The sequence below is a fragment of the Nocardioides ultimimeridianus genome, from assembly GCF_054777895.1.
The window spans coordinates 193,571-214,522 of the sequence record NZ_BAAHAB010000013.1 but is presented as its reverse complement, the minus strand read 5'-3'; the positions used below and the strand labels follow the sequence as shown (position 1 = coordinate 214,522).

The 20,952-nt window shown below is 71.1% G+C and carries 16 protein-coding genes; 3 read left to right on the top strand and 13 right to left on the bottom strand.

Annotated elements, in window-relative coordinates:
- Positions 1-24 precede the first annotated feature (24 nt).
- The 8 genes from ACYU8V_RS14330 to ACYU8V_RS14295 form a co-directional block, all read right to left on the bottom strand.
- The gene (locus tag ACYU8V_RS14330; RefSeq protein WP_460848289.1) at positions 25-1,281 is read right to left on the bottom strand and encodes an aspartate aminotransferase family protein; all 1,257 of its coding nucleotides are present in this window, start codon (positions 1,279-1,281) and stop codon (positions 25-27) included.
- A gap of 28 nt (positions 1,282-1,309) precedes the next feature.
- A complete protein-coding gene (locus ACYU8V_RS14325; RefSeq protein ID WP_460848286.1) occupies positions 1,310-2,182 on the bottom strand; it encodes a phytanoyl-CoA dioxygenase family protein in 873 nt (290 codons plus the stop codon).
- 29 nt (positions 2,183-2,211) lie between these two features.
- A complete protein-coding gene (locus ACYU8V_RS14320; RefSeq protein ID WP_460848283.1) occupies positions 2,212-3,717 on the bottom strand; it encodes an aldehyde dehydrogenase family protein in 1,506 nt (501 codons plus the stop codon).
- Positions 3,714-4,487 (bottom strand): gamma-glutamyl-gamma-aminobutyrate hydrolase family protein, encoded by a 774-nt coding sequence (locus ACYU8V_RS14315; protein WP_460848282.1) that lies wholly within the window; start codon positions 4,485-4,487, stop codon positions 3,714-3,716. Before ACYU8V_RS14315 ends, ACYU8V_RS14320 begins: the two co-directional genes overlap by 4 nt.
- 1 nt (position 4,488) lies before the next feature.
- Entirely contained in the window at positions 4,489-5,595 is a 1,107-nt protein-coding gene (locus ACYU8V_RS14310) for a zinc-binding dehydrogenase (protein ID WP_460848281.1), read from the bottom strand.
- Complete coding sequence (locus tag ACYU8V_RS14305; protein WP_460848280.1) at positions 5,592-6,962, bottom strand: glutamine synthetase family protein; 1,371 nt, start codon at positions 6,960-6,962, stop codon at positions 5,592-5,594. The genes ACYU8V_RS14310 and ACYU8V_RS14305 overlap by 4 nt, the downstream gene beginning before the upstream one ends.
- Complete coding sequence (locus ACYU8V_RS14300; RefSeq protein ID WP_460848279.1) at positions 6,955-7,563, bottom strand: hypothetical protein; 609 nt, start codon at positions 7,561-7,563, stop codon at positions 6,955-6,957. Before ACYU8V_RS14300 ends, ACYU8V_RS14305 begins: the two co-directional genes overlap by 8 nt.
- 80 nt (positions 7,564-7,643) lie before the next feature.
- Positions 7,644-9,095, bottom strand: a complete 1,452-nt coding sequence (locus tag ACYU8V_RS14295; RefSeq protein ID WP_460848278.1) for a flavin-containing monooxygenase — start codon at positions 9,093-9,095, stop codon at positions 7,644-7,646.
- A 146-nt stretch (positions 9,096-9,241) separates the two neighbouring features.
- Between ACYU8V_RS14295 and ACYU8V_RS14290 the strand changes: the two genes are divergently transcribed.
- The 3 genes from ACYU8V_RS14290 (at position 9,242) to ACYU8V_RS14280 (ending at position 14,772) form a co-directional block, all read left to right on the top strand.
- Positions 9,242-10,879, top strand: coding sequence for a fatty acid--CoA ligase (locus tag ACYU8V_RS14290; RefSeq protein WP_460848277.1), 1,638 nt, complete (start codon positions 9,242-9,244; stop codon positions 10,877-10,879).
- 133 nt (positions 10,880-11,012) lie between these two features.
- Positions 11,013-12,344 (top strand): aldehyde dehydrogenase family protein, encoded by a 1,332-nt coding sequence (locus ACYU8V_RS14285; protein ID WP_460848275.1) that lies wholly within the window; start codon positions 11,013-11,015, stop codon positions 12,342-12,344.
- Positions 12,345-12,474: 130 nt separating this feature from the next.
- Entirely contained in the window at positions 12,475-14,772 is a 2,298-nt protein-coding gene (locus ACYU8V_RS14280) for an ATP-binding protein (protein ID WP_460848274.1), read from the top strand.
- Here the strand turns inward: ACYU8V_RS14280 and ACYU8V_RS14275 are convergent.
- From ACYU8V_RS14275 to ACYU8V_RS14255, 5 genes are all read right to left on the bottom strand, one after another.
- On the bottom strand, positions 14,717-15,445 hold the full coding sequence (locus ACYU8V_RS14275) for a response regulator transcription factor (RefSeq protein ID WP_460848273.1): 729 nt from the start codon (positions 15,443-15,445) through the stop codon (positions 14,717-14,719). The genes ACYU8V_RS14280 and ACYU8V_RS14275 overlap by 56 nt on opposite strands.
- Positions 15,446-15,593: 148 nt before the next feature.
- Entirely contained in the window at positions 15,594-16,634 is a 1,041-nt protein-coding gene (locus ACYU8V_RS14270) for an ABC transporter permease (protein ID WP_460848271.1), read from the bottom strand.
- Positions 16,631-18,163 carry a sugar ABC transporter ATP-binding protein gene (locus ACYU8V_RS14265; RefSeq protein ID WP_460848270.1) on the bottom strand — a complete coding sequence of 511 codons (1,533 nt, stop codon included), beginning with the start codon at positions 18,161-18,163 and terminating at the stop codon, positions 16,631-16,633. The genes ACYU8V_RS14270 and ACYU8V_RS14265 overlap by 4 nt, the downstream gene beginning before the upstream one ends.
- A 191-nt stretch (positions 18,164-18,354) precedes the next feature.
- Positions 18,355-19,509, bottom strand: a complete 1,155-nt coding sequence (locus tag ACYU8V_RS14260; RefSeq protein WP_460848269.1) for a sugar ABC transporter substrate-binding protein — start codon at positions 19,507-19,509, stop codon at positions 18,355-18,357.
- 172 nt (positions 19,510-19,681) lie between these two features.
- A complete protein-coding gene (locus tag ACYU8V_RS14255; RefSeq protein WP_460848268.1) occupies positions 19,682-20,950 on the bottom strand; it encodes an aspartate aminotransferase family protein in 1,269 nt (422 codons plus the stop codon).
- Between the last annotated feature and the right edge of the window lie 2 nt (positions 20,951-20,952).

The following is a 20,952-nucleotide window of genomic DNA, read 5'->3' as shown; positions in this document are numbered from 1 at the left end:
TGCCTTTCTTGGTGGGGTGAGCCCTCAGAGGCTCGGGAGGACCTTGGCGAACGCGTCCGCGGTCGCTTCGATGTCGTCGCGGGTGTGCGCGGTGCTGAGGAAGACCTTGCCGGGGGGCATGAGCAGGAAGCCCTGCCGCACCATCCCGTCGAGGATGGCGCTCCAGTGCCCGCCGGAGCCCTGCAGCCCGATGGCCTCGGACGCCGGGACGAACTGGAGGAGCGATCCGACGCGGTTGAACCGGCCCACGTCGGGCCGCTCCGCCAGCGCTCCGCCGACCAGTCGCTCGAAGTCGGCGGCGATCGTCTCGAGCTTGTCGTACACGGCCGGGTCGGCGAGCGCCTCCATCGTGGCTCGCACAGCCGCCATGGCGATCGGGTTGCCGTTGAACGTGCCCGCGTGGGTGACGCCCTCGGTGACCTGGTCGATCAGGTCGGCACGCCCCACCACCGCGCTCTGGGTGAAGCCGCCGGCCATGGCCTTGCCGAACACCGACAGATCCGGTCGTACGCCGAACCGCTCCGCCGCGCCGCCGCGCGCGACCCGGAAGCCGGCGATCACCTCGTCGAAGATCATCACCACGCCGTGGCGGGAGCAGCCCTCGCGCACCGCCGCCAGGAACTCCGCGGACGGGGCCTCGGCTCCGGCGTTGCTCATGATCGGGTCCAGCAGGACCGCGGCGATGTCGCGCTCGGCGGCCTCGCCGAGGAGGCGGGTGACCAGCTCGACGTCGTTGAAGCGTCCGATGACGAGGTCGTCGAGCACGCTCGCCGACTGTCCGCGGCTCGCCACGCTCAAGGGTCGGTCGACGTCGACGTCGGCCATGCCGGCGTACACCGAGTCGTGCCAGCCGTGGTAGCTCTTGGCGAACTTGAGGATCCTCCGGCGCCCGGTCGCGGCGCGCGCGAGCCGCAGCGCGACCTGGACCGCCTCGGTGCCGGTGTTGCTCCACAGCAGCTTCTCGCCGTGGGGCACGGCCTCCAGCACGGCCTCCGCGGCGGCGTACTCCAGGACGTGGCTCGTCCCGGCGGTCTGCATCCGCGTGGCGGTGTCCCGCACGGCCTCGACGATGCGGGCGTCGCCGTGGCCGAGGACCAGCGGTCCCCAGGCCATGACGTAGTCGACGTAACGGTCACCGTCCAGGTCCCAGACGTAGGCACCCCGTGCCTCGTGGATGAACAGGGGATGCGGCTGCATCTGGGCGCGCATGCCGGAACCGACGCCGGCGCCGATGCTGCGGCAGGCGCGCTCGTAGGCGATGCGGGAGGACTCGAGGGCCATGGGTCTTCGCTTTCGGATCGTGCTCGGGCTACTCGGCGTCCAGGCCGAGGTAGTCGCCGAGCTCGGCGTAGTCGACCTGCCAGAGGCCGGCCGAGCCGGTCGGGTACTGCGAGCGGAAGCCGAGGATGCGCTGGACGCGCGGGGAGAGCGTCCTCGCGATCTCCTTGTCGACCAGGAACGGGTAGGCCTCCTCGCCGGTGAGGTAGCCGGCGTTCAGCGCGAACGCGACCGCCCGGCGGTACTCGTCCTCGGTGCGGTTGGCACCGCCGCCGTGGACCGTCTTGCCACTGAAGAAGAGCGCGTCCCCGGCCTGCATCTCGGCGGGGATGGTGTCCGCAGGGGTGCCGCGGTCCTCGAAGTCGTCCCAGTGGTTGCTCCCCGGGATCACGCGGGTGGCGCCGTTCTCGTCGGTGAAGTCGGTGAAGGCGATCAGGAAGTTCACGATCGCCTCCGGACCGCTCGGTCCGAGACCGACGAACGGGAACCAGTTCTCCAGGTCGCGGTGGAGGAACTGCGCGTCGTTGCCCGGCCCGATCTCGATGACCTGGGCGGTCGTCATCCAGTACGAGCCCGACTCCTCGAGGAAGGTCGCATCGCAGAGGGCGTGGACCAGGTCGTGCTCGATGATCTCGGCGCGGAAGGTCGGGCTGAGGGTGACCAGGTTCGTCAGGCGCTTGGTGTTGCTGCCGTGGAACGCCGCGATCACCTCGTCCTCATGGGTGGACCCGGGCCGGAGGGCCTGCATCGCCGGCTCGACGTCGGCGTTGAACCGGTCGATCTGGTCCCTGCTCAGGAAGTTCTTGAGGATGACGCCGCCGTCGCGGGCGACGATGGCGAGGATGTCGGCGACCGGGGTGTCCGCCGGGACGGCCTGGAGTGCCGCCGTGGTCGTGCTGGTCATGTCGCTCGTCCTTCTTCCGTCCTCGGCGGTCAGCCGAGCTCGATCCAGGTGGTCTTGGTGGTCGTGAACTTCTCCAGGCCGTGCACGCTGCGGTCCGAGCCGTGGCCGGACAGCTTCTGGCCACCGAAGGGCACCGAGGAGTCGCCCTCCTCATAGCAGTTGACCCACACGAGCCCGGCGTTCACCCGCCGCGAGAGCCGGTGCGCGCGGCTGAGGTCGGCGGTCCAGATGGCCGAGCCGAGGCCGAAGTCGGAGTTGTTGGCGAGGGCGATCGCCTCGTCCTCGTCACCGAAGGTGAGGACGGACAGCACCGGCCCGAAGATCTCGTGCTGCGCGAGCCGGCTGTCGGGATCGACGTCGACGAACACGGCGGGGTCGACGTACAGGCCGTCGGTGCGCGCCTCCTCCGATCCGGCCACCAGGGTCGCACCGTCGGCGACCCCGCGGCGTACCTCGGCGACGACGTCGTCGCGGTGCGAGGCGTAGGCCAGCGGGCCCATCGTGGTGGCGGGATCCAGGGGGTCCCCGATCACGTGCTGGTCCAGGTGCTTGACCACGCGCTCGACGAAGTCGTCGCGGATGTCCTCGTGGACGAGCAGGCGGGAGCCCGCCGTGCACATCTGGCCGCTGTTGAACGAGATCGCCCACGCCGCCACCTCGGCGGCACGCTCCAGATCGGGTGCGTCGGGGAAGACGATGTTGGGAGACTTCCCGCCCAGCTCCAGCCACACCGGCTTGGCGTTGGAGTCGCCGGCGTAGTGCAGCAGCTGCTTGCCGATCTCGGTGGAGCCTGTGAAGGTCAGCGTCGCGACCTCCGGGTGCAGGGCGAGCGCGGAGCCCACGGTCGCGCCGCCGCCGGTGACGACCTGCAGGACGCTCGGCGGCAGGCCGGCCTCCGCGGAGATCCGGGCCGCGAACAGCAGCGAGAGCGGCGTCTGGGTGGCCGGCTTGACGACCACGCTGTTGCCCGCGACGAGCGCGGCGGGGAGCTTGAACATCGCCAGCGTCATGGGGAAGTTCCAGGGCAGGATCGCCCCGACGACGCCGACCGGCTCGCGGGTCACGAGCGCCAGGGATCCGGAACGTCCGCGCGGCGACTCGTCCATCAGCTTGTCGGCCAGCTCGCCGTACCAGCGGATGGTGTTGATCGCCGTGCGCAGCTCGACGTTCCACGCGACCGTGACCGGCTTGCCCATCTCGAGGGCGAGCAGCAGCGCCAGCTCGTCGCGGTGGGCGTCGAGCAGCTCGGCCCAGCGGATGAGGATCTCGCCACGGGCGCGCGGCTCCAGGCCCGACCACACCCCGCTGTCGAAGGCGCGGCGAGCAGCCGTCACCGCGCGATCCACGTCGCTCTCGTCGGCCCGGGCGACCTCCGCGACGGCGAGCCCGTCCCGCGGGCTCACCACCGCGCCGGTCCCACCTCGGCCCTCGGCCCATGCCCCGTCGAGCCACATCCCCTGCGGGATCTCGACGCGGGACCGGAGGTCGAGCCAGTCCTGGTGGGTCGTGAGGTTGCTGGTGCGCACGGCACTCATGCCCATGCCCTTTCGTTGGTGGAGGCGGCCCGCCGCTCGTGCGCGGCGGAGACCAGCCAGTCGATGATGGGATCGGGTTCGGTCGACCACTCCGGGTGCCACTGGACGCCGACGACCGGGCGGCCAGGGATCCCGATGCTCTCGACGACGCCGTCGGGCGTCCGGCCCATCACGGCGAGGTCGCGCCCGAGGGCGTCGACGGCCTGGTGGTGCCAGGAGTTGACGACCCGGGTGGCTCCGTAGACGTCGTACGCCAGCGAGCCGGGGACGAAGGCGACCTCGTGCGCGGCGTCGCCGGCGGACGGTGCCGCGTGCGGGGTGGCGTGGACGATCGGTCCGGCCTCGAGGTGCTCGATCAGGGTCCCGCCCAGGACGACGTTGAGCAGCTGGTGGCCGCGGCACACCCCGAGCAGCGGTACGCCGGCGGCCAGTGCGCCCTCGATCAGGCGCGCCTCGTGGTCGTCGCGCTCGGCGTCGTGCACGTCGTGGTCCCAGCGCGGGTTGGCGGCCGGGTCGACCGGCGCCCGCCCACCCCAGCGCGCGGGGTGGACGTCCTGGCCACCGGTGACCAGCAGCCCGTCGAGGCGGTCGACGACGCCGACCGTGCTCGACACGAACGGGAGCTCGACCGGGATGCCGCCCGCGCGGGCGACGTACTCGGCGAACGCGCTGTAGTAGCTGTCGATCCGCTGCTGACGGAAGCGCTGGTCCGTGCCGGCGAGCATGCCGAGCGTGAGCTGGCGGCCGGTGATGCCGATCAACGGCGCCATGTCACCGGCCCCCGATCCGTGCCACGACGCGGATCTCCGAGCCCGAGGCCAGCGCCTTGAAGCCCTCGTTGATCGTGTCGAGACCGAACTCGGCGGTGACCAGCCCGTCGAGGTCGAGGACGCCGATCCGGTTGAAGTGCGCGTAGAGCGGGATGTCGATCTTGAAGTGGTTCGACCCCATGAACGAGCCCTGGATGCGCTTCTCCTGCAGGAAGAGCGCCGGACCCGAGACCTGGATCTGGTGGGACTCCGGGATCATCCCCATGACGGTGGCCGCGCCGCCGGTCCGCAGCATGGCGAACGCCTGGCTGGCGGTGGCGCCCGACCCGACCGCCTCGAAGGCGTGGTGCACTCCCCCGCCGCTGAGGTCGATCACGGTCGCGACCGGGTCGACCTCGCGTGCGTTGACGACGTCGGTCGCGCCGAACGCGAGCGCCTGCCGCAGCTTCTCCGGTACGACGTCCACCCCGATGATCCGCGCAGCGCCGGCGAGCCGGGCGGCCTGGAGCGCGGCGAAGCCCACGCCGCCCAGGCCCACGACCGCCACGCTCTCGCCCGCGCGCACCCGCGCGCTGTGCAGCACGGCGCCCATGCCGGTGGTGACCGCGCACCCGAGGATGCTGGCGGTCGGGTCCGGCACGTCGGCCGGGATCGCGACGACGCTGTTGTGGTGCACGAGCACCATCTCGGCGAAGCCGCCGACCCCCGCGGTGGCCCGCACGGCCTCCCCGCGGGCGTTGGTCAGCCGGGGTCGCGGCCGGCCCTGCTGCAGCCGGAGCCGGTTCACACAGAGCGTCTGCCGGCCCTGCAGGCAGAGCTCACAGCTGCCGCAGAAGGCGGACAGGCACGTGACCACGCGGTCACCGACGCTGATGTCGACGACACCCCGGCCGACCTCGACGACCTCACCGACGACCTCGTGGCCGAGGACGATGGGGACGGTCGTGTCGAAGGTGCCGTCGATCTCGTGGAGGTCGGAGTGGCACAGCCCGGCGTACGCGACCCTCACCAGCACCTCGTCCGGGCCGGGGTCGTCGATGATCAGCTCCTCGATCTCGAGGACGCCCGGGGCGCGGTTGAGGACCGCGGCGGCGATGCGGGTGCTCATGCGAGCTCGAAGTAGCGATGGAACTCCCAGTCGGTGAGCCCCGCGTCGATGTCGCCCCCACCCATGGTGTGGAACGCCATCCACTCCCACCTGCGCGTGCCGAGCCAGTAGGAGACGAACTCCTCCCCCAGCACCTCGGCGATGAGCTCGTCGTGCTCCAGCGCGTCAGCGGCGCGCCCGATCGTCGTCGGCAGCAGCTCGACGTCGGCCGGGTTGCGCCACGCCATGCCGACGAAGTCCGCCGGCGGCTCGATCTTGTTCCTGACACCGAACAGGCCGGCGCCCAGCACGGCTGCGGCGACCAGGTAGGCGTTGGAGTCCGAGCCCGGCACGCGGTACTCGATGCGCGAGTACTTCGGGTGACCGACCACCGCACGGATCGCGGTGCTCTTGTTGCTGTATCCCCAGGTCACCGTCGTCGGCGGGCCCTCGAGGGGAACGAGGCGGCGGTAGGAGGTGATGAACGGCATCGCGATCGACGTCGTGCCGGGCATGGCCTGCATGACGCCGCCGATGAAGTGCAGCATCACCGGGGAGGCGCCGTCCGCGTCGTAGAACGCATTGCCGTCGGCGTCGGACAGGGAGATGTTGAGGTGCGCGGCCTGCCCCCAGGCAGCGGACCACTTCGCCATGAAGGTGACGGTCCGCCCCAGCTCGAAGGCGACCTCGCGCATGATCTGACGCGTGCGCGCCCAGCCGTCGGCCACCTCGACCACGCCACCGACAGCGACGTTGATCTCGATCTGGCCGGCCGCAGCCTCGTCGTTCCAGGCCTCCCATGCGACGCCCACGGCGCGCAGGCGTGCCTCGACGGCGCCCAGGTACTCCTTCCAGTCGGCCGACTTCGCCAGGACGTACGCCGATCCGGACGTGCCGCCCAACGGGGTGAGGTCGCGGTAGCCGCGAGCGCGCGCCTCCTGCACCGACTCCTCGAAGACGGTCGCCTCGATCTCGATGGCCGCCTTGGCCGTGTAGCCGAGGTCGGCGGCGTCGGCCGCGGCCTTGCGCAGGAGGTTCCGGGGGCAGACGGGGAGCGGCGTGCCCTCCTGGGTCCAGAAGTCGCCGATCACAGCGGCGACGCCGGGCGACCACACGCAGAGCGTGGTCAGGTCCGGCCGCAGGAAGATGTCGTCGAGCTCGCCCCGCCAGGACGGGAAGGCGAACCCCATCGACGGGAAGTTGCCGAGGTCGTTGCCGAACGCGACGTCGGCGAAGGCGTAGCCCTGGTCCAGACCGCCCAGGAACTTGCCGGGCGAGAGCGTCTTGCCCAGCAGCGTCCCGTCCAGGTTCGTGGCCTGGATCTGGATCGAGGTGATGGCGTGGTCCTCCAGCCACTGCTCGACGTCCTGCACCGTCATCTCAGTCATCGAAACGCACCTTCCAATGTGCTCCGCAGATCGCGGACATCTGTGCCGACCGGCCGACGATGGAGACGAAGCCGAGCGCGACGGCGTACAGGAAGTTGTCGCCGTGACCGCTCAGGACCGCCGCGAGCGCGTCCGAGCCTCCGTGGATCTCGAAGGTCTCCTCGCGGTCGCCGAAGCGGAGCTCGGCCCCCTCGTCCGAGCAGACGATCACGAGCCGGCTCGGGAAGCCGCGCGACTCGTGGTTGACCGCCCAGAAGCGGGCCGCTGCCTCCCGCCATCCCGGCAGGGGCGGCGAGAGGAGCCGGGCGGCGGCCTCCGCGAGGGGATCGGTCGTGTCCTCGAGCGTGTACTCGGGGTCGAACCTCAGGCCCACCGGCTCCACGCCCGCGGGCACACCGTGCGCCACGTGGATGGCGCCCTCCTCGAAGCTCAGCGTGGCGGCCTGGGCGTCGACGACCGACGCCAGCGCCAGCAGGCCGTTGCTCCGCTCCGCGAGGTCGCGGAGCTCCGGCACCGCGAGGCTCATGCGCAGGGTGCGCGCGAGCGAGCGGACGAGCGGCGTCGCATCGTCCTCGGTGGTGACCACCGGCGTCGTACTCATGCCTCACTCCCATGTTGGTCTCTCGGGCTGGTCATTCGGTCGCGTTCCATCCACGCGTCCGGAGCGGTCATCGCGGGGCCCTACCGGAATCGCAGGGCCGGGTCGTCCACCTCGGCCAGCAGGCTCTTGGTGGCCTCGTGCACCTGGGGGTTGATCCACGGCGCGTGATCGCCCTGGGCCGGGAACCGGTCCTTGTGGCGCAGCACGTAGCCCGCGGTCACCCCCTCCATCCAGGGCAACCGGGGCATGTCCGCCTCGTCCTCGCGCAGGACCGGGGTCACCTCGGTGGCGCCGAGCTCGTCCATCCGGGTGAGCAGTGCGCTCCAGTACCTGTTGACCAGCTCCAGGCGCAGCGTCCAGGAGGAGTTGAGGTAGCCGAAGGCGACGATCAGGTTCGGTACGCCGCTGTAGCCCACGCCCTTGTAGGTGAACGTGTCGGCGATGTCGATCGGGCGTCCGTCGCAGGACAGGGCGATCTTCCCGAGGTTGACGAGGTTCAGGCCGGTCGCGGTCACGATGACGTCGGCCTTGATCTCCTCACCGGACTCCATCCGGATCCCGGTCTCGGTGAACGTCTCGATCCGGCCGGTGACCACCTCGGCGTCGCCGGAGTTGATCGCGTGGAACAGATCGCCGTTCGGCACCAGGCACAACCGCTGGTCCCACGGCTGGTACGCCGGGGTGAAGTGCTTCTCACGCACCTCCGGACCGACGATCTCGTCGATCGCCTCGAACAGCACCGTCTTCACGCTGTCCGGATCGGCCCGGGCGATCTGGTAGCGCTCCTGCTGGTTGTTCAGGTTGCGGAGCCGGATCTGCTCGAACGCCGCGGAGTCCCCCACCTCGGCCCGGAGCCGGATCGCCTCCTCGTCGACGTCGGCGTCGATCGCGACGTACGTCGGCGAGCGCTGCACCATCGTCACGTGGGCGCCGGCCTCCGCGAGGGCAGGGACCAGCGTGATGGCGGTGGCCCCGGATCCGATCACGGCGACGTGCTTGCCGGCACACTCCAGATCCGCCGGCCACTCCTGCGGGTGGACCAACGTTCCGGTGAACCGCTCCGCTCCGGGGAATTCCGGTGCGTAGCCGCCGTCGTGGTCGTAGTAGCCGGCAGCGGAGTAGAGGAAGGAGCAGGTGGAGGTCTCGGGGCCGTCGGGGCCGTCGGCCTCCAACGTCCATCGGCGGGCCTCGCTGCTCCAGCTCGCGGAGCGGACCTTGCGCTGCAGGCGCAGGTACGGCGCCAGTCCGTACTCCTGCACCGCCTCGTCCAGGTAGTCCAGGATCGCATCCCCCGATGCGATGGACTTCTCGGCCACCCACGGCTTGAACGCGTAGCCGAGCGTGAACATGTCGCTGTCCGATCGGATGCCCGGATAGCGGAAGAGGTCCCACGTGCCACCGAGTCGCGCCCGCTGGTCCAGCACGACGAACGAGCGCTCGGGGTGGTTCGTCGTGAGCTCGACGGCTGCGGCGATTCCGGAGAGCCCGGCTCCGACGATGACGACGTCGGTGTGGCGGGGCTGGGATTCCATCGTCGATCTCCTCGTTCACGGGGGGGGATCAGGTCTCTTGCTCGGAGGACCGGAGTTCAACTACGGTCGAGCGACTTGATCATCTGATCGGCAATCCTATGACCCGGACCACACGGCCCACATCCCCCAACTGGAGGCGTTTTCCGATGTACAGCACCATGCAGGACGAGCCGCTCTCGCTGGCCCGGCTGCTTCTCCACGCCGCCGAGGCGCACGGCGACTCCACCGTCACGACGTGGACCGGGTCGACAGGGCGCAGCACGTCCTTCGCCACGCTCGTGGAGCGCTCGTGCCGGGTCGCGCACGCGCTGCGCGGCCTCGGCGTGGGCCCGTTCGACCGGGTCGCCACCTTCATGTGGAACAACAGCGAGCACATGGAGATCTACACCGCGGTCCCCGCCATGGGAGCGGTCCTCCACGCGCTGAACATCCGCCTCGCCGCCGACCAGCTGACCTTCATCGCCAACCACGCCGAGGATCGCGTCGTGTTCGTCGACGGATCCCTCATCATGTCGTTCGCACCGCTCCTCCCACAGCTCGCGACCGTGCGGCACGTCGTCGTGGTCAACGGCGACCCCGCGTCACTGGATGCACCGGCCGGAGTCACCGTGCACGCGTACGAGGAGCTGCTGAGCGGCGGGGGGACGACGTACGACTTCCCCCTGCTGGACGAGCGCTCGGCCGCGGCGATGTGCTACACCTCCGGCACCACCGGCAACCCGAAGGGTGTCGTCTACTCGCACCGCTCCCTGTACCTGCACGCGATGTACGCCACGACCCCGGCGGCCCTCGGACTCTCCTCGAGCGACACCTGCCTGGCGATCGTGCCGATGTTCCACGTCAACTCCTGGAGCCTGCCCAACGCCGCCCTGCTGTCCGGGGCGTCCCTGCTGCTGCCCGACCAGTACCTGCAGGCCGAGCCGCTCCTGGCGTTCATGGCGGAGGGCCGGCCCACCTGCGCGGCGGCCGTGCCGACCATCTGGACGGGCGTCCTGACCCGCCTCGAGCAGCACCCGCAGGACATCACCCACCTGCGCGACGTCGTGGTGGGCGGCGCGCCCGTCCCGCCCGCGATGATGAGGAGCTTCGAGGAGCAGCAGGGCGTCAAGATCCTGCACGCCTGGGGGATGACCGAGACCTCCTCCCTGGCCACGGTCGCGCACCCGCCAGCGCATGCGACCGGGGAGGAGGCGTGGCGGTACCGCATCACCCAGGGCCAGTTCCCGAGCCTGGTCCGCCACCGCCTGGTGGACGACGCGGGCAACGTCGTACCCCACGACGACCAGGCCCTGGGCGAGGTCCAGGTGCGTGGGCCCTGGATCACGGGCGCCTACTACTCGCCCGAGGGCCCCGTGGCGGACCCGGGCAGCTTCGACGACGGCTGGCTGCGCACCGGCGACGTCGGTCGGATCAGCCCGGACGGCTACCTCACCCTGGTCGACCGCGCCAAGGACGTCATCAAGTCCGGCGGGGAGTGGATCTCCTCGGTCGAGCTGGAGAACGACGTGATGGCGCACCCCGCCGTGGCCGAGGCCGCGGTCTTCGCGGTCCCCGACGAGAAGTGGGACGAGCGGCCCTGCGTCGCGGTGGTGCTCCGCGCGGGGGCGGAGGCGGACGCCACGGTCCTGCGGAGCCATCTCGCCCGTACCTGGGCCAAGTGGCAGCTCCCCGACCACTGGGCCTTCATCGCGGAGGTCCCTCGCACCAGCGTCGGCAAGTTCGACAAGCGGGCCCTGCGCCGTCAGTACGCCGCCGGAGAGCTCCACGTCGTAGCCGCCGACTGACCTCGTGCGCGCGCGACGACCCGTGGGTGGCCGACTCCCCCGATCAGCCGTATTCGCACGGCGGACGAGACCCGGCCGATCAGGCCTCGGCCACGCTGGCGGCGGAGCCCTGATGCGGTGTCGAGGAGGTCGGGTGAGCACGTACGCGGTGGTCGATCCCACGACGGGGAGGACCGTGAGGGAATACCCGCTCCTGACCGATGCGGCACTTGCGGCCAAGCTGGATCTGGCAGCAGCCACCCACCGCCGGTGGGGCACGGCCACGACACCCGCGGAGCGCGCGGAGCTCCTCCGGCGTGCCGCCGCCGCCCTGCGGGAGCGCCGCGAGGAGCTGGCCCTGATCATCAGCGTCGAGATGGGCAAGCCGGTGGCTCAGGGTGTCCGCGAGGTCGACCGGGCGGCCGCGGTCTTCGACCAATGCGCCGATGGCGCCGATTCGCTGCCGGCAGCCGACGGGCTCGCTCCGTGGACCGGCGAGAGCGTCACGATCGTGAGGCACGAGCCGGTCGGCGTGCTGCTCGGCGTGGTGCCGTGGCACTGCCCCTACTACGACGTCGCACGGATCGCGGCCCCCCACCTGGTGGCGGGCAACACGATCGTCCTCAAGCACGCGACGCAGTGCCCCGCGTCGGCCGCCGCGATCGAGTCCCTGCTGCTCGACTCCGGCTTCCCTCCTGGCGCCTACCAGAACCTGTACATCTCCTCGGTCCAGCTGGACGCGGTCATCGCCGATCACCGGGTCCGGGGCATCTGCGTCACCGGCACGGACGCGGCCGGTGTCCAGGCGGCCGAGACGGCGGGGCGTCACCTCAAGCGGGTCGTCCTCGACGTGGCGGGTCCTGATGTCCTCATCGTCCTCAGCACCGACGACCTCCCGGCGACCGTCGGGATCGCCGCGGCCCACCTGTACGTCGATCCCGAGCAACCGTTCGGGGCCCATCGATTCATCGTGGTCGATGAGCTCTACGACGAGTTCCTGGCGGGCCTGACCCGCGTGGCATCGCAGCTCCGGCCGGGCGATCCGTCGCGCGGGGAGACCCTCATCGGCCCGCTGCCCTCCTCTGCCCTCGCGGCCGGCATCGAGGACCACCTGCACCGCGCGGTCGAGCACGGCGCCCGCGTCGCCCACGGAGGCAGCCGCGACGGCTCCTTCTTCGAGCCGACCGTCGTCGTCGACATCACCGCCGACAACCCGGTCGCCCCGGAGGCCTTCGTCGGTCCCTTCGTCCTGCTCTTTCACGCGGCGGGCGAGGAGGACGCGATCCGCTTGGCCAACAACGGCCCGCACGCGCTCAGGCACTCCGTGTTCACCACGGACGCGGCGCAGGCGACCCGCGTCGCCGTACTTCTCGATGCCGGAACGGTGGACGTGAACCCGCGTCGCGCGGGCAGGCCGGAGCGCAGCCACCCGTGCGGCGAGGGGGGCGCGTTCCTCAACCACAAGCTGATCCGGATCGCGCCGTAGGTATCGATCGGTGACCTCGCGGGCGCGCTCGTCGACGGGACGCACCATCATCCGGTGCAGGGGTGAGGACGGCCACATCCTCGGTACAGTCGCCTTGCTGGCAATCAACAGGGCAGGCGACTAGGACTCCATGACCTCCTCATCCTCGAGCGCTCGTCTCCACCTGCCGGCCGAGCTGACGAGCTTCGTCGGGCGTCGCGGCGACGTCGCAGCGATCCGGCGCCTCGCCTCCACCTCCCGCATGGTCACCCTGACCGGCTTCGGAGGACTCGGGAAGACCCGGCTGGCGCTGCACGCCGCCCACGAGATGCGGCGAGCGTTCCGCGACGGCGTGTGCCTGGTCGAGCTGGCGCCGTTGAGCAGCCCGGACCTGCTGCCGCACACCGTCATCGACGCCCTGAGGATGCGCCGTCACAACCAGGACCCGCTCGACGAGCTGTGCGAGGAGCTGTCCCGTCGCAACATCCTCATCGTCCTGGACAACTGCGAGCACCTGATCGACGCCGCGGCGGACCTCGCGGCCGCCGTACTGGTCGCGGCACCCGAGGTCACGATCCTGGCCACCAGCCGGCAACCTCTCCGCATCCCCGGCGAGTACCTCTACCCGGTGGCGCCGCTCCCCCTCCCCGAGGACGACGCCGAGCTCGGACCCGGTACGGCCCTGCAGTACCCCTCGGTCGCACTCCTCGCCGAGCGCACCGCCGCGTCCGTGCCGGGCTTCACGGTGACTCGCGAGAACGAGGCTTCGCTGATCCGGTTGTGCCGTCAGCTCGACGGCATCCCGCTGGCCATCGAGCTGGCGGCGAGCCGCCTCCAGGTCCTCGACATCGACGAGCTCGTCGAGCGGCTCCGGGACCGGTCGGTCACCCTGCGCGAGCGCAACCGGAGCTTCCCCGAGCGACACCGCACGCTCGAGGCCCTCATCGACTGGAGCCACGACCTGTGCTCACCCGGCGAGCGGCTGCTCTGGGCGCGCGCGGCGACGTTCGCCGGCGACTTCAGCCTCCGCGCGCTCGAGGACATCTGCGCCGACGAGCAGCTTCCGGTCGCGGAGGTGGTGGACACCGTCGCGGGCCTGGTGGACCGCTCGATCTTCCTGCGCGAGGAGCAGGGCGGCCACGTGCGCTTCCGGATGCTCGACACCATCCGGGCCTACGGCAGGGACCGGCTGGATGAGGCGGGCGAGACCGAGGAGCTCGCACGACGGCACCGCGACTGGTACGCCCGGATGATCGAGCAGGCAGGTGCGGAGTGGGCCGGTCCGCGTCAGGGCGAATGGGCGCGCATCCTCCGGGTCGAGCACCCCAACGTCCGGGTCGCCCTGGCCTTCAGCATCTCTACCCCGGCCGACGCGGAGATCACGCTGCGCATGGTCGCGGTGACCTGGTTCTGGATGGCGATGGAGAACCACCACGAGGGGAGGCTCTGGCTGGGTCGCGCCCTCGCTGCGGCGCCCGTGCCGTCGCTCGCCCGCGCCTGGGCCCTGGGCACCGACGCCTACCTCGCGGCGTACCAGGGCGACGCGCAGGGCGCCGCGCTCCGCACCCTGGAGCTCGAGCGGGTCGCCGAGGCTCTCGACGACGACAGCGCGCGCGCCTTCGCGGCCCACATGCACGCGGTGCAGGCCAGCATCGGGCCCGAGCCCGCGCGATCCGTGCCGCTGTACCGCAAGGCGCGGGAGCTATACCCGCCCACTGTGGAGGTCCAGCACATCGACGGGCTGCTCGTCGAGATGGGCGCCGCCCTCGCCCTGATGGGCGCGACGGATGAGGCGCGCGGGATCTACGACGACCTCTACCTGCGCTGCTCGGACAACGGGGACCGCTGGCAGTTCAGCTACGCACTCTGGGGCCGCGCGCTGCTGCACCTGCTCGACGGGCGCGTCGCCGAGGCGGAGAGCGAGCTGCGGCAGTCCCTGCGGATCAAGCGCGACTTCCAGGAGACGTTCGGCTTCGCCCTCGTGTGCGAGCTGCTGTCCTGGGCAGCCGCTCTGGAGGGCGAGGACCCGCGCGCCGCTGAGCTCTTCGGCATCGCCAACACCTTCTGGGGCGCGGTGGGGTTCCGACAGCTGGCGGTCCAGCGGGAGCAGTACGAGTCGGCGGTTCGTGGGCGCCTGGGCACGGAGTCGTTCGCCAGGGCCGCAGCGCGCGGGGCCGCGCTGAGCCGGAGCGACGCCATCGGCTTCGCCCTGCGCGAGAAGGCGGAGCCGGCCCACGCCGACGAGGCGCCGACCAGCATCCTGACCAGGCGGCAGCGGGAGGTGGCCGAGCTGGTCGCCGAAGGCCTGCCGAACAAGGAGATCGCCACGAGGCTGGTGATCTCCCTCCGCACGGTCGAGGGACACGTCGAGTCGATCCTGACCAAGCTGGGCTTCAGCAGGCGTACGCAGATCGCGTCGTGGGTGCACCGGCAGTCCCAGGACCGCTGAGCCCCTGCTGCCGTACGGCGCCGCCGCCGATCAGGCCCAGCTCCTGCGCCCGGCTGGCGGCCTCGGCGCGGTTGCGCACCCCCAGCTTCCGGTAGACCGCGCTGGTGTGCTGCTTGACGGTGTGCCGGGAGAGGTTCAGGGTGCTGGCCGTCTCCGGGTTGCTCAGGCCGGCCGCCAGGTGCTGCAGGACGTCGAGCTCACGCCGGGACAGCTGCGTCTGCGGGGCGGGGGGACCCTTGGGGAAGACGCGCCCGCCCTCGGCGACCCGCTTCAGCGCCGCGAGCAGGGCACCGCGCGTCATGTTCTTCGACAGCGCACCCACCGCTCCGAGGGACGCGGCGACCGGTGCCGACAGCGGCCCCTCCCCCGACATCAGGACCACCCGGACGTACGGCATCGTGTCGCGCAGCACCCGGCACAGGTCCGGCCCGCTGCGTCCGGCGAGCGAGGTGCTCACCAGCACCACCTGCGGCCGGTAGCGACGGACGGCCTGCAGGGCGGCCTCCGCCGTACCGGCCACCAGGCACCCCTGCACCCAGGGCGCGGCGTTCAGGACCGACCGGAGGCCGGCCTGCATGAGCTCGAGCTCGTCGACGATCAGGACGCGTTGCGGCCGGCAGCCGTCCGCCCGCTCGTCTGCCGGCACAGCCTCGTGGGTCGCAGTCAGCGTCATGGTCCAGTCACCTCTTCAGCGCGATGTGCTCGAGTCCTTGCCGGACCAATGTCACTGAGAGGCGCACCACACCACACCCGTGGAACTACCCGTGTTCACCACCCGTGGCCGACACGGGTGGTGAGCACGTGGTCGACGGTGGGTCGGGCTACGGCTCCCGGCGCTCGCCGAGCCGGGCGGCGAGCCCGACGCCGATGATGAGCGCGCCACCGTTGACGAAGTTGGAGACGTAGGGCTGCACGCCGGCGAGGTTCAGGCCGCCGTTGAGGACCGCCAGGAAGTAGACGGCCACGAGGACGCCGCCGACGTTGTACCTGCCGGGCCGGATCGCCGCCGCGCTCAGGAAGGCGGCGGCCAGTGCGGGGAGCAGCAGCGGGTTCGCCAGGTTCGGGTTCGCGCCACCCGCCCGTGCCACCTGCAGGACCCCCGCCGCACCACAGAGCGCCCCGGCGAGGAGGAAGGTGCTGCCGATGACGAGCTTGACCCGGATCCCCGCGAGGCGCGCGGCGGAGCGGTTCGACCCGATCGCGTAGAGGTAGCGGCCGAAGGGCGTGTGGTCGACGACGTAGTACACGAGGAGCGCGACGGCGGCCAGGGCGTACACGCTGCGCGGGATCCCGAGCCAGTTGAGCGTCCCGAAGTCGGTCACGGACTGGGGGATGTTGCCGGCCAGCGTCACGCCGCCGGTCTTGAGGCTGATCAGCCCGGTGATGATGATCGAGGTGCCCAGCGTGGTGATGACGGCGTTGACCCCCATACGCGTGATCAGCACGGCGTTGACGATGCCGACGCAGAAGCCGATGGCGACGCCGGCCAGCAACGCGAGGAACGGGTTCATGCCGGCGGTCATGAATGAGGCGACGAACACCGAGCTCAGCGCCGCGGATCCGCCGATCGAGAGGTCCCACTCGTTGCAGATCAGCGGAACCAGCGAGGCCAGCGCGACGATCGCGATCACGGTGTTCGACCCGAACATGATCTGCAGGTTGGCGCTCGTGAGGAACGTCGCCGAGGTCTTGGACCACACGGCGAAGAAGACGAACGCCCCGACCAGGAGGATCAGGAACGCGTAGGCCTCCAGGAGCGAGCGCACGCTGCGTCGGGGACGACGCGGCGCTCGTTCGACGGCCACCCGGTCCTCGATCGTCGTCACACCGCCGGGGGCTGCGTTGTCGGAGAGGGAACTCATAGCGTCACTTCCTTCGATTGACCGTGAGCGAGGCGCTCGACACGACTGCTGGTGAGCTCGCTGCGCGGCACCTCGCCGACGATGCGTCCGTCCCTCAGGACGATGACGCGATCGCAGATCGCCGCCAGCTCTTCGCTGTCCGACGAGGCGACCAGGGCGACCGCGCCGGCCTCGACCGCAGTGCGGACGAGGACGTAGATCTCGTGGCGGGCGCCGACGTCCACGCCCTGCGTCGGCTCGTCGAGCAGCACGACCCGTGGGGAGCGACGGAGCCAGCGCGCCACGACCACCTTCTGCTGGTTGCCACCCGACAACGAGGCGAGCGGGTCCTCGACGGACTCCGCCTTGATGAGGAAGCGACCCAGCAGGCCGGTGGCATCGCGCCGTTGAAGACCGGACCGGACGCGTCCCAGCCTCCAGTAGTCCGGGATCACCGCCACCGAGAGGTTGTCGGTCACGCTCAGCTCGGGGAGTACGGCGTCCTCCGCACGGTTCTCCGGCACGTAGGCGATCCCGGCCCGCATCGCGGCGCGCGGGTTGGTCAGCGAGATCCGCTCCCCGTCGATGGACAGCGACCCCGACCGGAGCGGGAGGACCCCGAAGATCGACTTGAGCAGGCTCGATCGGCCGGATCCGACCAGGCCTGCGATGCCGACCACCTCGCCGGCACGGAGCCGGAGGTCGACCGGGCCCACCGGACCGGCGCAGAGCCCCTTGGCCTCGAGGATGACGTCGCCCGGGACGGCGGACTCGTTCGGGGCGATCTCCTCGATCGCCCGCCCGACGATGAGCTCCACGAGGTCCGACCGGGTGATCGACCCCGGCTCTACCTCAGCGACGAGCTCGCCGTTCCTGAGCAGGATGGCGTTGTCGGCGACGGCGAAGACCTCCTCCAGCCGGTGCGTCACCAGGATCACGGTCTGCCCGCGGTCCGCCTGCCGGCGTACGGCGTCGAGCAGGAGACGCACCTCGGTGTCGGGGAGCGACACGGTGGGCTCGTCCAGCACGAGGATCCCGTCACCCTCGCCGGACTCGAGGGCGCGAGCGATCGCGACCATCGCCTGACGGGCCGGGCCCAGCTCCCCGAGCAGCTGGTCGGGGTGCGCGTCGATCTCGTACTTGGCGAGCATCGTTGCGGCGGCCCGTCGCGCGGCCCGCCACCGCACCCGTCCGCCGGGCGCCACCGGGAAGCCCACGCCGCCGATCGCGAGGTTCTCGGCGACGGTCAGCTCGGGGAAGGTCGATCGCTGCTGGTGGACGAACCGGAACCCGGCCGCCGCGGAGCGCGTCGGCGTCATGTCGGTGAGGTCGATGGTCTGGCCACCGATCTCCACCGATCCGCCGTCGGCCTGCTCGACGCCGGCGAGCAGCTTGATCAGGGTGGACTTCCCCGATCCGTTGCCACCGAGCAGCGCATGGACCTTCCCGGCCGCCAGGGAGAAGCTCACGTCGGCGACGGCCCGGTTGGCGCCGAAGGCCTTGGTGGCATTCGTCAGCGACAGGGCGATGGTGCCCGGTTCAACGCTCACGGCGGTCCTCTCAGACGGTGCTGATCACGGTCAGGACGAGGATCACCGGGAACGCCCCCGGCGACGGGCCGTGAGGCCAACCAACACCCGACTGGGTGATCCGCGACACCGCCGTACCTGGCCCCGGACGTGACAGACGGCCCGCACGGGTGCGGGCCGTCTGTCACGTCACGGTGTCGGATCCGACCGGATCAGCTCAGGCCCCAGAGCTTGAGGTAGGCGGAGCGGAAGTCGATCGGAGGGTTGAACGGCTGACCCTCCGGCGGGAGGTTGTGGTCCTTGTCGCAGACCTGGATCCCGTTGCCCGTGTCGACCGCGTTCGGGTCCTGCTTCAGCAGGATGCGGGCGACCGCGTCGAGGGCGCTGTACGCCTCCCACTCCGCGGCCTGACCCGCACACGCCTGCTCACCGGTCCCCTTGCGGATCTGGTCGATGGCGGCTGCCCCGCCCTCGCCACCGCCGATGGTCAGATTGTGACTCCGGCCTGCGGCCTGGATCGCCTGGGCGCCGCCGCTCTGCGTCATCACCACGTCGTAGGCGGGGATGTACGCGTTCGCCTCGGGGTGCTGCACCAGTGCCTGCTGGATCTTCTGCTGCAGCGCCGGGCCGAGGTCGGTGGCGACGAACGGGGTGTCGACCGCGACGGAGCACTGCGGGCACTTGCTGATCTGGTCCTTGATGCCGACGCTGGCCCGCAGGATCGCCCACGAGTCGGTCTCGGTGTCCATGACGACGTCGGCCTGACCACCGGTCTTCGCGATCACCCAGTCGGCCTGGGCTCGACCCCAGTCCGTGACGTAGTCGGTGAAGGACTCGTGGTGGGCGTAGGTCACCATGTGCGTGAACAGCCCCGGGTCGCACTCCTTGTCCTCGATCCCGACGACAGGGATCCCCGCAGCCTTCGCCTGCTCCAGGCCGTTCTTGATGACCGGGCAGTCGATGGTCACCACCACGATCGCGTCGGGCTTGGCGACGACGGCCTGCTCGATCCCGGTGAGCATCTGGGTCGGGTCGAACTTGGCATCGAAGACGTGGACCGTCCAGCCGAGCTTGGCCGCAGCCTCCTGCGCCGCCGTCTCGGTCCGGGTCGCGTAGTCGCTTCCCAGTCCCGCCTCGACGAGCCAGATCGACGTACCGGACGGCGGCTGGATGGCCGGCCCCTGGGGCTCGGTGTAGGTGCCCTTGTACCAAGCATCGAGCGTCGCCTGGTACTTCGCCGCCTGGGCGGCGCTGACCGTGCCCTTCGCGGCTGATCCACCCTTCGACCCGCAAGCCGCCAGCGTCAGGGCGAGTGTCGTCGCGGCCAGGGCCGCAACGGCCCGTGACCATCGGTTTCGAGATTTCACGTTCTTCTCCTCGTCGGCCTCGTCGCGAGGTCCACACCCGGTGAGCGACCGCTGATCGATCGCGCTGATGTAGGGATCCCATGGATGCGGCCCGCCGCACGCGGACCGCCCGTGGGTTACGCCCGACTGGGGGAACACCGCGCGAGCGAGCCCTCCCCCGGCCGGGGAGGGATCACGCTGAGCGTGGCGGCTCGGCGAGGACGCGGTCGAGCGCCTCGGCCGTCGCGTCGACGTCGGACGCGGTGTGGGCGGTGGAGAGGAAGACCTTGCCCGAGGGCATGAACAGGAAGCCCTCGCGCAGCATGCCGGCGAGGATTTGGTCCCAGAGGCCGCCGGTCCCGTGCAGGCCCGTGCTCCCACCGGCGGGCACGTACTGGAGGAGCGAGCCCACCCGATGGAGCCCACCCCGCTCCTCACCCGCGGCGAGGACGGCGCCGACGCGCTGCTCGAACCGGGCCGAGACCTCGTCGAGCGACGCGTAGACCGACGGGTCGGCGAGTGCCGCCATCGTGGCCTCGACCGCTGCCAGGGCGACCGGGTTGGCGTTGAACGTCCCGGCGTGGACCACGCCGTCGGTGACCTGGTCGATCAGGTCGCTGCGGCCCACCACCGCGCTCTGGGTGAACCCGCCGGCCATCGCCTTGCCGAAGACCGACAGGTCGGGTCGTACGCCGTACTTCTCGGCCGCGCCGCCGCGCGCGATCCGGAAGCCCGCGATGACCTCGTCGAAGATGAGCACCACGCCGTGCCGATCGCACAGCGCGCGCAGGGTCGGCAGGAAGTCCGGCGACGGGGCCTCGACGCCGCCGTTGCTCAGGATCGGGTCCACCAGCACCGCGGCGATGTCACGCTCCACCGCCTCGCCGACCAGGCGCTCGGCCATCGCGGCGTCGTTGAACCGGGAGACCACGAGGTCGTCGAGGGCGGTCGACGACTGGCCCCTGGTGGCGGGGGCGGCCGGCCGGTCGCTGTCGGACTCGTCGAGGCCGGCGTACACGGAGTCGTGCCAGCCGTGGTAGCTCCTCGCGAACTTCAGCACCCGCCGACGCCCCGTCGCCGCCCGCGCCAGGCGCAGCGCGACCTGCACGGCCTCGGTGCCGGTGTTGCTCCACAGCAGCCGCTCACCGTGCGGTACGGCGTCCAGCACCGCCTCGGCGGCCAGGTACTCGAGCTCGTGGCCGGTGCCCACGACCTGCATCCGGGCGATCGCGGCCTGGACGGCCTCGACGATGCGGGGATCGCCGTGCCCGAGGACCATCGGTCCCCACGCCATCACGTAGTCGACGTACCGGTCGCCGTCGAGGTCCCAGAGGTAGGCACCTCGCGCCTCCCGGACGAAGAGGGGGTGCGGCCGCATGGAGGCACGCAGGCCGGAGCCGACGCCGCCGCCCACGCTGCGGCGCGTGCGCTCGAAGGCGTGACGGGATGACGCGAGGGACATGG

What these genes read in the sequence shown, in the direction of transcription:
- ACYU8V_RS14275 (WP_460848273.1), bottom strand. Translation starts at nt 15,445, where the DNA reads ATGACGCTGACTGCGACCCACGAGGCTGTGCCGGCAGACGAGCGGGCG.
- ACYU8V_RS14290 (WP_460848277.1), top strand. Translation starts at nt 9,242, where the DNA reads ATGTACAGCACCATGCAGGACGAGCCGCTCTCGCTGGCCCGGCTGCTT.
- ACYU8V_RS14320 (WP_460848283.1), bottom strand. Translation starts at nt 3,717, where the DNA reads ATGAGTGCCGTGCGCACCAGCAACCTCACGACCCACCAGGACTGGCTC.
- ACYU8V_RS14270 (WP_460848271.1), bottom strand. Translation starts at nt 16,634, where the DNA reads ATGAGTTCCCTCTCCGACAACGCAGCCCCCGGCGGTGTGACGACGATC.
- ACYU8V_RS14305 (WP_460848280.1), bottom strand. Translation starts at nt 6,962, where the DNA reads ATGACTGAGATGACGGTGCAGGACGTCGAGCAGTGGCTGGAGGACCAC.
- ACYU8V_RS14315 (WP_460848282.1), bottom strand. Translation starts at nt 4,487, where the DNA reads ATGGCGCCGTTGATCGGCATCACCGGCCGCCAGCTCACGCTCGGCATG.
- ACYU8V_RS14255 (WP_460848268.1), bottom strand. Translation starts at nt 20,950, where the DNA reads ATGTCCCTCGCGTCATCCCGTCACGCCTTCGAGCGCACGCGCCGCAGC.
- ACYU8V_RS14300 (WP_460848279.1), bottom strand. Translation starts at nt 7,563, where the DNA reads ATGAGTACGACGCCGGTGGTCACCACCGAGGACGATGCGACGCCGCTC.
- ACYU8V_RS14295 (WP_460848278.1), bottom strand. Translation starts at nt 9,095, where the DNA reads ATGGAATCCCAGCCCCGCCACACCGACGTCGTCATCGTCGGAGCCGGG.
- ACYU8V_RS14325 (WP_460848286.1), bottom strand. Translation starts at nt 2,182, where the DNA reads ATGACCAGCACGACCACGGCGGCACTCCAGGCCGTCCCGGCGGACACC.
- ACYU8V_RS14310 (WP_460848281.1), bottom strand. Translation starts at nt 5,595, where the DNA reads ATGAGCACCCGCATCGCCGCCGCGGTCCTCAACCGCGCCCCGGGCGTC.
- ACYU8V_RS14330 (WP_460848289.1), bottom strand. Translation starts at nt 1,281, where the DNA reads ATGGCCCTCGAGTCCTCCCGCATCGCCTACGAGCGCGCCTGCCGCAGC.
- ACYU8V_RS14280 (WP_460848274.1), top strand. Translation starts at nt 12,475, where the DNA reads ATGACCTCCTCATCCTCGAGCGCTCGTCTCCACCTGCCGGCCGAGCTG.